This window comes from uncultured Acetatifactor sp., assembly GCF_948601915.1.
Classification (GTDB): Bacteria; Bacillota; Clostridia; order Lachnospirales; family Lachnospiraceae; genus Acetatifactor.
Genome location: NZ_CAPDXS010000031.1, coordinates 25,169 through 36,431, shown reverse-complemented (window position 1 = coordinate 36,431; position 11,263 = coordinate 25,169). Strand labels below are relative to the sequence as shown.

Genomic DNA, 11,263 nt, shown 5'->3' with positions numbered 1-11,263 from the left:
GCCCTGTCCGCGGTGATCTGCTTTCTGGTAGTCCTGCCTAACATCTACATCAATATACTGGAAGGGCTGAAAAGCACGGATTCCAAAATGCTGGAGATGGCCCGGGTCTTCCGGCTTCCTGCGCGGAGCCGATTCTTCTATATCTATCGTCCTGCCCTGAAGCCGTTTCTGTACAGCGGTATGAAGATTTCGCTGGGGATGTGCTGGAAATCAGGAATCGCGGCGGAGGTCATCGGTGTTCCCGGCGGCTCCATAGGAGAGGGCCTGTATCTGTCCAAAGTATATCTGGACACGGCCGGAGTCCTTGGGTGGACGGCGGCGGTCATACTGCTCAGCGTCTTTTTCGAGAAGGCGGTGCTGCACCTCGTGGATCGTTTCTTCGCGTGGAATCCGGGATGCGGGGGAAAGCGCTATGCAGAGCAAAAACATGCGAAAGAGCGCATGCACGGTGCAGGATGCCCTAAGCCCCCGGTACAGGAGGGGGCCATCAGGCTTACGGAGGTGACGAAGGCCTACGGCGGACAGACTGTCATAGACCGTCTGAGCGCGGTCTATGAACCCGGACAGACCTACTATCTGACCGGCCCATCCGGCAGCGGCAAGACCACTCTGCTGCGCATCCTGGCCCGGCTGACCGAGCCGGACAGCGGGCAGATGACGGCCCCGTCCCGGTGCGGCGTGGTCTTTCAGGAGGACAGGCTCTGCGAGGACTACAGCGCTGTAACGAATGTGGAGCTGGCAACCGGAGACAGGGCGGGGGCGGAGGAGGCGCTGGGCCTACTGCTTCCCCAGGAGGCCCTGCACAAGCCCTGCAGGCAGCTCAGCGGCGGCATGCGGCGCAGGGTGGCTCTGGTCCGGGCCATGGAGGCGGAGTCCCGCTATGTGCTCCTGGACGAACCATTCACCGGGATGGACAGGGACGCCTGTGCCGGGGCAATGCATTATATCCGGGAGAGGCAGGCGGGCCGCACGGTGATCATAGCCCATCATTTTCAGAATTTTAATAAAATTTAAGAAATAAGACCCAAAGAAATCAGAAAAACATTTGTATTTCCGTTTACATTATGTTATAATCTGTTAATGACTGTGAGTGCGTCTGCTGTGTAGGCGGGAGAGAAGGACGCAGGCGATTGAAGGAGGAAACGGTAGAAATGAGTTTACAGGTAGAGAAATTAGAGAACAATATGGCGAAGCTTACTATTGAAGTGCCTGCGGAGGAACTGGAGAAAGCCATCGAAGGCGCCTATCGGAAGAACAGGGGCAGAATCAGCATCCCCGGATTCCGCAAGGGCAAAGCGCCCCGGAAGATGATCGAACAGATATACGGCAGGGAAGTCTTCTACGAAGATGCGGCCAATGCCCTGATTCCCGATGCCTATGAGAAAGCCTATGACGAGTGCGGGGAGGAGATTGTCTCCAGCCCTCAGATAGATGTGGTGCAGTTGGAGGCCGGAAAGCCTTTCATCTTTACGGCGGAGGTGGCCCTGAAGCCCGAAGTGACCCTTGGCCAGTACAAGGGCGTGAAGGTGGATAAGGCCGATTTGGAGGTGACAGAAGAAGAAGTCACCGCGGAAATCGATAAGGAGAGGGACAAGAACTCCCGCACAGTGGACGTCACCGACAGGGCTGTAAAGGACGGCGACATCGCCACCATCGATTTCGAGGGTTTCATGGACGGCGTGGCCTTTGAGGGCGGCAAGGGAAGCGATTATCCCCTGACCATCGGTTCCCACGCGTTCATCCCGGGCTTCGAGGAGGAGCTGATTGGCGCACAGATCGGCGTTGAGACAGAGGTGAACGTCACATTTCCCGAGGACTATCAGGCCGAGGAACTGGCAGGAAAGCCTGCGGTGTTCAAATGTACGGTGAAGAGGCTGCAGGAGAAGCAGCTGCCGGAGCTTGACGAGGATTTCGTGGGCGAGGTCTCCGAGGAGAGCGATACCGTAGAGGAATACAGGGAAGAAATCAGGAAGAAGCTTGAGAAGCGCAAGACGGACGAGGCCAAGGCTGTCAAGGAGGATGCCGTCGTCGACGCCATCATCGCCGACGCGAAGATGGACATCCCGGAAGCCATGATTGAGACCCAGCAGAGGCAGATGGTGCAGGATTATGCCCAGAGGATGCAGTCCCAGGGCATCTCCATGGAGCAGTACATGCAGTTCACCGGCATGACCGGCGAGATGCTGCTGGAGCAGGTGAAGCCCCAGGTCATGAAGAAGATTCAGTCCAGGCTGGTGCTGGAGGCGGTAGCGGCTGCCGAGGGCATCCAGGTCACCGAGGAGGAGATTGCCGAGGAGCTGAAGACCATGGGCGAGGCCTACCAGATGGAGCCTGAGAAGGTGGAAGAGCTCCTGGGCGAGAACGGCAGGGAGCAGGTAAAAGGCGACATCCGTGTCAGAAAGGCTGCCGATTTCGTTGTGGAGAACGCGGTGGAAGAGTAAGCAGGATAGATTGGAACGTTAAAGTCAGGAGGTTGTTTGAGAATGAGTTTAGTGCCTTATGTCGTTGAACAGACCAGCAGAGGCGAGCGGTCTTACGATATTTATTCCAGACTGTTGAAGGACAGGATCATCATGCTGGGGGAAGAGGTGAACGATACCTCTGCCAGCATCGTGGTGGCGCAGCTGCTGTTCCTGGAAGCGGAGGATCCCGAGAAGGACATCCATCTGTATATCAACAGCCCGGGCGGTGTCATTACGGCGGGCATGGCCATATATGACACCATGCATTATATCAAGTGCGATGTGTCCACGGTGTGCATCGGCATGGCGGCCAGCATGGGTTCTTTCCTGCTCGCCGGCGGCGCAAAGGGAAAGCGGTACGCCCTGCCGAACGCGGAGATTATGATTCATCAGCCTGCGGGTGGGACCCAGGGACAGGCCACGGAAATTGACATTGCCGCGAAGCATATCTTGAGGACCAGGGAGAAGCTGAACCATATCCTTGCGGAGAACACAGGCAGGGACTATGAGACCATATGCTCCGACACCGAACGCGATAATTGGATGAGCGCCCAGGAGGCAAAGGAGTACGGCATCGTGGACATGGTCATCAGCTCCCATGCGGTGCAGGACGAAAAGAAGTAGGAGAAGAGAATGGCGGGTAAAATGATCGGAAACGATATCAGATGCTCCTTCTGCAATAAGACCCAGAACCAGGTCCGCAAATTGATTGCCGGGCCTTCCGGGGTCTATATCTGCGATGACTGTGTGGACATCTGCGCGGATATCCTGGAGGAGGAGCTGCAGGAAGAGGAAGAGGAGGAATCGGTTCGCCCCGATATCAACCTGTTGAAGCCTGTGGAGATCAGGAGATTTCTGGACGAATATGTGGTAGGTCAGGAGGAGGCCAAGAAGGTGCTCTCCGTGGCCGTTTACAATCATTACAAGAGGGTAATGGCGCCCAGGGATCTGGACGATGTGGAGCTGCAGAAGAGCAACATCATCATGGTGGGGCCTACGGGCTCCGGCAAGACCTATCTGGCCCAGACCCTGGCGAAGATTATCAATGTGCCTTTCGCAATCGCGGATGCCACCACGCTGACAGAAGCCGGATATGTGGGCGAGGATGTGGAGAACATCCTGCTGAAGCTGATCTTGGCGGCGGACTACGATGTGGAGCGGGCCCAGTACGGCATCATCTACATCGATGAGATTGACAAGATTACCAAGAAGGGCGAGAATGTCTCCATCACCCGGGACGTGTCCGGCGAAGGCGTCCAGCAGGCGCTTTTGAAGATCGTGGAGGGGACTGTGGCCAATGTACCGCCCCAGGGCGGCAGAAAGCATCCCCATCAGGAGCTGATCTCCATCGATACCTCCAATATCCTGTTCATCTGCGGCGGCGCTTTTGACGGACTGGAGAAGATAGTGGAGGCTAGGCTGGACCGCAAGGCTATCGGCTTCAATACGGAGGTCAGCCAGAAGAGCACCAAGGAGCTGGACGACCTGCTGCAGGAGGTGACGCCCCAGGATTTGGTGAAGTTTGGGCTCATCCCTGAGTTCGTGGGCCGTGTGCCCATCACGGTGGCGCTGAAGGGCCTGGACAGGGAGGCGCTGGTGCGCATCCTGAAGGAGCCGAAGAATGCCCTGATTAAGCAGTATCAGAAGCTGTTCGACATGGACGAGGTGGAGCTGAACTTCGATGAGGAGGCTATCAAAGCCATTGCCTCCAAAGCCTTTGAGCGAAAGACAGGGGCCAGGGGACTGCGCTCCATCATGGAGGGCATCCTGATGGATACCATGTACCAGATTCCCTCCGATGAGACCATCGAAGAGTGCGTCATCACAAAGGAGACAGTGGAAGAGGGGGACGATCCCCTGATTTTCCGCAAGAATGACCGCAGAAGCCTGGATAAAGCAATGTAACGGAAATAGTAATCCAATCAAACGCCGTCCCCGTGACGGCGTTTTTTACGGAGTATGGAAGAGGGATAGCAAATAGGGAAAGGAAGTGACGAGTATGGTGATAAAGAATGTCAGCCTGGAGACGGTGTGCGGCATTACCAGCAAGATTCCGGACAGCAGACTGCCGGAGGTGGCCTTTGCGGGGAAGAGCAACGTGGGGAAGTCCTCCCTGATCAACGCTCTGATGAACCGCAAATCCCTTGCCCGTACCAGCTCCCAGCCGGGCAAGACCCAGACCATCAATTTCTACAATATCAACGATGCCCTGTATCTGGTAGACTTGCCGGGATACGGCTATGCAAAGGCCAGCGTGAAGGTGAAGGAACAGTGGGGCAAAATGGTGGATAGATACCTCCACAAATCAAAGCAGTTGAAAGGCGTGTTCCACCTGATCGATATCCGGCATGCCCCCTCGGAGAACGACCGCATGATGTACGAATGGATTCTGCATAATGGCTACCAGCCTGTCATCATAGCCACCAAGCTGGACAAAATCAAGAAGAGCCAGCTACAGAAGCAGCTGAATCTGATTCTGGACACCCTGGACGCGGCAGAGGGGACAGTCATCATCCCGTTCTCCGCGGAGACCAAACAGGGGCGCGAGGAAATATACGAAATACTGGATAGAATTCTGGAGGAAAACGTGTGAAAAAGTACTGTAAGGCTCTGGCCAACATCACGGTGGCGGCAGCGATTCTGGCAGGCATCCTGTTTCTCCTGCCCAGAGTCTTCCTTTTCTTCATGCCCTTTGTGGCGGGCTGGATCATTGCGCTGATAGCGGGGCCGCTGGTCCGGTTTTTTGAGGAGAAGATAAAGCTGAAGCGTAAGGCGGGCAGCGCCTTTGTCATCATCGTCATCATCGCGCTGGTGGTGCTGATGATCTATCTGGTCTGCGCCCAACTGTTCCAGCAGGGCATGGGATTGGTGCGGGCCCTGCCAGAGATGCTGGAGGGCGTGGAGGAGGATTTCAAAAGCATCGGGAAAAGCCTGAACGCCCTGCTGGCCAGGCTGCCCGGCGACATACAGTTGAATCTGGATATCGGGAAGCTGCAGCCAGCCGACTATCTGGGGGATCTGCTGGAGCATTTCGGTTCGCCCACCATCGAGGCCGCCGGAAATCTGGCCAAGGGACTGCCTGGCATCTTCATCGGTGTGATCATGGCGCTGCTGTCCGCATATTTCTTTGTGGCGGAGAGGCATCAGCTCAATGACTGGTGCCGAAAGGTCATGCCGGCATCGGTGCAGATGCGCTACCATATCATACGCCGCAGCCTGGGGAAGTCTGTGGGGGGATATTTCAAGGCGCAGCTTAAAATCGAGGTGTGGATGTACTTCCTGCTCCTGATTGGGCTGGGCATCCTGCGGGTGGATTATTTCGGGCTGATCGCCCTGGGGATAGCGTTCCTGGACTTCCTGCCCTTCCTGGGCACCGGCACGGTGCTGATACCCTGGGCAATCGTCCGGATACTGACGGCTCAGTACAGGACTGCCATCGGCCTGCTGATCATCTGGGGCGTGGGGCAGCTTGCGAGGCAGTTGATCCAGCCTAAAATCGTGGGGGACTCCATCGGAGTGCCGCCGCTGCCTACGCTGTTCCTGCTCTATATCGGGTATAAGCTGGGGGGCGTCCTGGGCATGATCCTGGCGGTGCCCCTGGGGCTGCTGGCATACTCCCTGTACGAGGATGGTGCCTTCGACACCACGAAGAACAGCATATTGATCCTGACGGCGGGCATAAACCGGTTCCGGCGGCTGGAGAAGGGGGACATGGCCGAGGTGGAGGAGATGGGCCGGCAAAATCAGGAGACCGCTAGGCGGCTGGAGGAGGAGCGGCAGTCGGAGAGCGGAGAAAATAATTAAAAAATGCCGGGCTGTGCAACTTTTTGCGGAGGAAAACAGTCTATATAGATAGGGAGTGTAAAGACACTCTCTATTTTTTCGCCGTGCGCAAATTTTTAAAAGATTTATGCAACTTTGATACAAAATTATTTTAAAATAAGTGCAGTAAATCGATATGCTATGGGATATTAATAGATAGAGAAGAACGGGTAGGCATGACAAAGGCAGGCATGGACGACAGAGAGCTACAACTAAAGATCGACGCGTACAGCGACATGCTCTTCAAGCTCAGCTTCCTGCGCCTGCAGAATCTCCAGGATGCGGAGGACGTGGTTCAGGAGGTCTTCTATCAGTACGTGAAGAAGCGCCCTGTCTTCCAGAGCCCGGAGCATGAGAAGGCATGGTTCCTGAAGGTCGCTCTGAACGGCTGCCGGAAGGTCTGGCGCAGCGCATGGAGGCGGCATCGGGACATCTGGCAGGACGGGGAGGGTGAAGCGCCTGACACGGCCGGGCGGGAAGCGGATTCGGATGTCTGCGGGCGTGAGCCGGAGGAGAGCGTCCTCAGACAGGAGGAGAACTGGCGTCTGCTGCAGGCTGTACTGGCCCTGCCGGAGAAGTACCGGGATGTGATCCACCTTTTCTACTACGAGGAGCTTTCGGTAAAGGAAATCGCCCGGGCCACAGGCCGGGGGGAATCCACGGTCACTTCCCAGCTCGCCAGGGGAAGGAAGCTGTTGCGGAAGTCATTGAAGGAGGGATATGACTTTGGATAAATTTCGGGATGCATATCGGGAAGCTTCAAAGGACTTGCCGCAGATATCGATTAGCGCGGAGGGGGTTCGGGACGAGCTGCACCATCGCAGGATGCAGCGCCAGAGCCGTAAGGTCCTCATGGCCAGGGGCTGTGCCGCGGCCGCGGTATTCCTGCTGTGCGGCGTGGGCACTGTGGCGGCAAAGAGTTACAGGGACAGCTCCATCACCGTGCGGGAGAACGGATTCGTCATCACCAGCGCCCAGGATGAGCCAGGTGTCCCGGAGGGACAGTTCGACGGGCTGCTGGACATGGCCGCTTTTTTGAAGATAGGGGGGGCATTTTCCATAGAGGACGCTGTCCCTGAGGCGGCGACAGCGGAGTATTTCGAGCCGGAGATCGCGGAGTACGATTCCGTGGACGCATTCCTGGCGGCGGAGGACATGACGATCCTGGTGCCCGACAGGGATCTGCTCGGCAGGGACTTTGGCAGGGAGCGGGTGTGCGTCATCGGCGAGGGGGAGGACGTCCATATGGACTTCATGAGCGAGGATGCCTATTTCTCCCTCCATCAGATGGACAATCGGCAGTATGAGAGCTACAGCTCAGCCACCGCCTACCCGGGGCAGAGCTGCAACGAGAGGAGCTTTACCAACAGCCAGGGACTGAATTACGTGGTGTTCGACACGGTGGACGAGGCGGGGAATCTGGAATCTGTCCACGCGGTGATTTCCGTAAACGGCTGGGATCTGACGGTCAGCTTCGGAGGTTTTGAACAGAATGAGATAGAGAAGGTCCTGAATGGCCTTGATCTGACAGTGTACTATAGGGAGTAGGGGGCCTGTAGTCGGTAGAATATAGATAGCAACAGTCTAGCGGGACTGGGAGAGGATGGGATACGTATGGAGAAAAATATTCTGGTATATAACAACAGGACAGGAATCGCGGAGAAAATGGCGCCTCTGCTCATAGGGGAAGGGCTTTCCGTGCTGGTGGCAGCGGATCTGGACCACCTGCATACCATATTGGAGAGATCGGACATACATCTGATGCTGGTGGACGTAGAGCTGAAGGACAAGGGCTGGGACCGTGGGATAGAGATGATCGCGGGCCTGCGCGCAAAGAGTGCGATCCCTCTGATCGTAGTGTCCGCCCAGTCCGCGGAGACGGCGAAGATCATGGCGCTGGAGGCAGGGGCCGACGACTATGTGACGGCGGACTGCAATCCCCTGGAGCTTCTGGCCAGGATCAAATCCCAGCTGCGCAGATATACCCAGTTGGTGAACATGTGCGCCAATATCGACAGGATCTACCGGGTGGACGATCTGGTGATAGACGACACGCAGAGGAAGGTCACCGTGGAGGGGAAGAGCGTGCGCCTGACCCCCATCGAATACAAGATTCTGCGCTTCCTGGTGCAGCAGCGGGGGAAGGTGTTCTCCAACAGCCAGATTTATGAGAATATCTGGCATATGCAGGCAATCGGCGCGGACAATACCATAGCGGTACATATCCGCCATATCAGGGAAAAGATTGAAAAGAACCCCAAGGAGCCCAGGTATCTGAAGGTGGTCTGGGGAAACGGGTACAAGGTAGGCTGAGTGAAACGGTCATTGGGGCGCTGCATAGTAGAGGCAGTGGGAGGGGTATTCCACGATCTGCCACTGGTATCCAGTGTCCTCGATGTAGGCCCGCAGGGCCGTGTTGTTCTTCAGGACGATGTAGGCATTTCCGGGGGCGAAAGCCGTATCCGCGGTAATCTGGAAGTACAGCGTCCCATAGCCCTCCTCATGGGCGGCCTCCGCAATCGCGTAGGGGGACTCCGGGAAGAAGAGGGTATAGAATTCGTCCACACCGGCGTAGTCCATATGGATCTCCCGGATTTCCGGCAGGGACTTGGCGTATGCTATGGCATCGTTGGCGGGCACGAACTGCGGGATGTCCTCCGCCGGGGAATAGGATGTAAAATAGTAGCCGATGAACATGGCCGCACTGAGCAGGTAGACCACGCCCAGCGCGGCACAAAAATATTTACCCAGGGATCTGGCGAAGCGGTACGCGGCCAGTATGCCGCCCACCAGGAAATACAGGTAGGCGATGAACAGATAATTGGCGCGGTAGAGATAGCCGCGGGAGAAGCCGATGGCCACAAGCCCCGCCGTGTAGAAGGACAGGAACAGGAAGCCGTGGCTGTACGCCCGTCTCCGGAAGGAGGACAGGCACTGGCGGCAGGAAGCCGCGAAGCCGACCAGGACGAAGGGGATGGAGACGGGATACAGGGTATAGAACCCGTCCAACGCGTCCAGGGGACGGCCGTCATGGGTCAGCGTATATTTCAGGATATCGACGATATTGTTCCTGAAATTCGCAAATGAGATGTCCGCCAGCCGGGAGGAGGCAGTGGGAGAGAGGGTGAAGCCCAGGAACTTTATGGACGGCAGGCCGAGCACCATGGTCCCGATGAAGAGCAGCACGGGGAGCGCGGCGACGCACACCAGAGCCGCCGACAGCAGGGCCCGCCGGAGCGTGATCTTGCGGCACCAGAGCATGTACAGGGTGATCAGGCACAGGAAGACGGGCACTACGATATAGCTCAGCGCGTAGGAATACATCACCATGCCGAAGGCCGCGCTGTACGCAACAAGCTGGGACAGCCTGCCGCCTCTCACATACCTGGCCAGCAGATAGAGCGCCACCGTGGAGCAGCCCAGCATGAGGTTGCAGTCCAGGGCATAGCGGCCATGCATGATGAAATAGGGACAGAAGGTCAGAAGGAGGGCACCTGTGAGGGTGGCCTTTTTGTTTTCGTACACCAGATCCAGGAGCGCGGTGCCGAAGACCACCACCACCATGCTGGAGAGGAGCCCAGGAAGCCGCAGGAGCGTCAGGTTCAGGGAGCCCCTGCCCACAGTCCTGATCAGCACGACTACAAGATAAGTATACAGAGGGCTCTGCCCGCCGCCGAAGTTCTCGGGATAGATGGGCATTTCGTTGAAATACCTGTCTATCCCGTAATTCGCCAGACACCATGCGTTGCGGCCCAGCCCTGCTTCATCGATGTGCACGATGTCGGGGATTTCCGCGATACGCCAGGCCCGTAGGAATAGCGCTGCGGCAAAAATGGCGAGCAGGCAATAGAAATATCTGTGCTGTGACGCTTGTATCCGGCGCATAAGCCTTTTCTTCCTTTCCTAGTTGGTATCCGGTATCCCTCAGCTGCGCCCCAGCGCAGCGCCGATGTCCTCCCGCATGGCCAGCACTGCCGCCCTGGAGGCATCCGCATAGCACTGGCTGCCGTAGCGGGCGTACTGCTCCTGCTGGTAAGCCGCGATGATGCCCCTGGAGGAATTGACGATGGCACCAAGCCCGTCCCTGTCGAAGAAGTGCACCAGATCCGCGCCCCTGCCGCCCTGCGCGCCATAGCCGGGCACCAGGATGAAGGAACTGGGCATGATTTCCCGCAGGATTCGTCCCTGCTCCGGGTAGGTGGCGCCCACCACCGCGCCTACATAGCTGTAGTTGCCCGTCTCGGGCATGTGCTCCCGGGCCCATGCCGCCACCATGCCGCCTACGATTTCATAGAGGGGCTTTTCCCCGTCAGGACCGTCCTTCACCATGCGGTCCTGGAGCTCGCCGCTGCTGGGATTGGAGGTCTTCACCAGGACGAAGATGCCCTTCTTCTCCTCATCGCATACCTTCAGGAAAGGATTCACGCCGTCGGAGCCCAGATAGGGGTTCACGGTGACGAAATCCTCATTGAAGCCATAGTGCCGGCTGTCTCCTGTCTGCACCTTTCCCAGATGCCCTACCGCGTAGGCCTCCGAGGTGGAGCCGATGTCGCCCCGCTTCACGTCGCCGATGACCACAAGGTCCTTCTCCCTGCAGTAATCCACTGTCTTCTTGAAGGCCGTCAGGCCGGGGAGGCCGAACTGCTCGTACATGGCGATCTGGGGCTTCACTGCGGGCACCAGGTCGCAGATGGCGTCCACGATGCCTTTGTTGTATTGCCAGATGGCCTCCGCCGCGCCCTCCAGGGTCTCGCCGTGTTCGGCGAAGGCGGCATTGCGGATATGCTCTGGCACGAATTTCATCATGGGATCTAAGCCTACCACGATAGGCGCGTTCATCTTCTGGATCTTTGCAATCAGCTTGTTGATCATTTGTTCCCTCTTTCTGCGCGGCTTGGCCCGCTTTTTCTACACACATCTTATCACCTTGGCGGCCCAAAGTCAATGCGCGGGCCCGTTTTGCGCATGTATGGAACTCT

At 57.2% G+C, this 11,263-nt stretch carries 11 protein-coding genes (1 of these 11 only partly in view); 9 read left to right on the top strand and 2 right to left on the bottom strand.

Translation table 11 applies throughout. The annotated features are described in order from the left end of the window. The 9 genes from Q2B33_RS07420 to Q2B33_RS07380 form a co-directional block, all read left to right on the top strand. Nucleotides 1–1,014: the 3' portion of an ATP-binding cassette domain-containing protein gene (locus Q2B33_RS07420; protein WP_300913934.1), read on the top strand. It extends 228 nt beyond the left edge of the window; the window shows 1,014 of its 1,242 coding nt (coding positions 229–1,242); its start codon lies beyond the left edge, outside the window; its stop codon occupies nt 1,012–1,014. Nucleotides 1,015–1,151: 137 nt separating this feature from the next. Beyond that, a complete protein-coding gene (gene tig, locus Q2B33_RS07415; RefSeq protein WP_300565169.1) occupies nt 1,152–2,441 on the top strand; it encodes a trigger factor in 1,290 nt (429 codons plus the stop codon). Between the two features lie 42 nt (nt 2,442–2,483). Further along, nucleotides 2,484–3,086 carry an ATP-dependent Clp endopeptidase proteolytic subunit ClpP gene (gene clpP / locus Q2B33_RS07410; protein WP_300565167.1) on the top strand — a complete coding sequence of 201 codons (603 nt, stop codon included), beginning with the start codon at nt 2,484–2,486 and terminating at the stop codon, nt 3,084–3,086. Between the two features lie 9 nt (nt 3,087–3,095). Next, nucleotides 3,096–4,367: an ATP-dependent Clp protease ATP-binding subunit ClpX gene (clpX, locus tag Q2B33_RS07405; protein WP_300565164.1), complete on the top strand. Its 1,272-nt coding sequence runs from the start codon at nt 3,096–3,098 to the stop codon at nt 4,365–4,367. A 94-nt stretch (nt 4,368–4,461) separates the two neighbouring features. Beyond that, nucleotides 4,462–5,055 (top strand): ribosome biogenesis GTP-binding protein YihA/YsxC, encoded by a 594-nt coding sequence (gene yihA / locus Q2B33_RS07400; protein ID WP_300565162.1) that lies wholly within the window; start codon nt 4,462–4,464, stop codon nt 5,053–5,055. Further along, entirely contained in the window at nt 5,052–6,266 is a 1,215-nt protein-coding gene (ytvI, locus tag Q2B33_RS07395; protein WP_300565160.1) for a sporulation integral membrane protein YtvI, read from the top strand. Before yihA ends, ytvI begins: the two co-directional genes overlap by 4 nt. 209 nt (nt 6,267–6,475) lie before the next feature. After that, a complete protein-coding gene (locus Q2B33_RS07390) occupies nt 6,476–7,018 on the top strand; it encodes an RNA polymerase sigma factor (protein WP_300815231.1) in 543 nt (180 codons plus the stop codon). After that, on the top strand, nt 7,011–7,832 hold the full coding sequence (locus Q2B33_RS07385) for a hypothetical protein (protein ID WP_300565156.1): 822 nt from the start codon (nt 7,011–7,013) through the stop codon (nt 7,830–7,832). The genes Q2B33_RS07390 and Q2B33_RS07385 overlap by 8 nt, the downstream gene beginning before the upstream one ends. Before the next feature lie 66 nt (nt 7,833–7,898). After that, nucleotides 7,899–8,597 carry a response regulator transcription factor gene (locus Q2B33_RS07380; RefSeq protein ID WP_300565154.1) on the top strand — a complete coding sequence of 233 codons (699 nt, stop codon included), beginning with the start codon at nt 7,899–7,901 and terminating at the stop codon, nt 8,595–8,597. 9 nt (nt 8,598–8,606) lie between these two features. Here the strand turns inward: Q2B33_RS07380 and Q2B33_RS07375 are convergent, their stop codons facing one another. Further along, a complete protein-coding gene (locus Q2B33_RS07375) occupies nt 8,607–10,169 on the bottom strand; it encodes a glycosyltransferase family 39 protein (RefSeq protein WP_300565152.1) in 1,563 nt (520 codons plus the stop codon). A gap of 39 nt (nt 10,170–10,208) precedes the next feature. Then, entirely contained in the window at nt 10,209–11,156 is a 948-nt protein-coding gene (gene pyrF / locus Q2B33_RS07370; RefSeq protein ID WP_300565150.1) for an orotidine-5'-phosphate decarboxylase, read from the bottom strand. Nucleotides 11,157–11,263: the final 107 nt, after the last annotated feature.

Excerpts from the sequence above, each read along its gene's own strand:
- yihA (WP_300565162.1), top strand. The coding sequence starts at position 4,462 with ATGGTGATAAAGAATGTCAGCCTGGAGACGGTGTGCGGCATTACCAGC.
- Q2B33_RS07380 (WP_300565154.1), top strand. The coding sequence starts at position 7,899 with ATGGAGAAAAATATTCTGGTATATAACAACAGGACAGGAATCGCGGAG.
- Q2B33_RS07375 (WP_300565152.1), bottom strand. The coding sequence starts at position 10,169 with ATGCGCCGGATACAAGCGTCACAGCACAGATATTTCTATTGCCTGCTC.
- clpX (WP_300565164.1), top strand. The coding sequence starts at position 3,096 with ATGGCGGGTAAAATGATCGGAAACGATATCAGATGCTCCTTCTGCAAT.
- clpP (WP_300565167.1), top strand. The coding sequence starts at position 2,484 with ATGAGTTTAGTGCCTTATGTCGTTGAACAGACCAGCAGAGGCGAGCGG.
- Q2B33_RS07390 (WP_300815231.1), top strand. The coding sequence starts at position 6,476 with ATGGACGACAGAGAGCTACAACTAAAGATCGACGCGTACAGCGACATG.
- pyrF (WP_300565150.1), bottom strand. The coding sequence starts at position 11,156 with ATGATCAACAAGCTGATTGCAAAGATCCAGAAGATGAACGCGCCTATC.
- tig (WP_300565169.1), top strand. The coding sequence starts at position 1,152 with ATGAGTTTACAGGTAGAGAAATTAGAGAACAATATGGCGAAGCTTACT.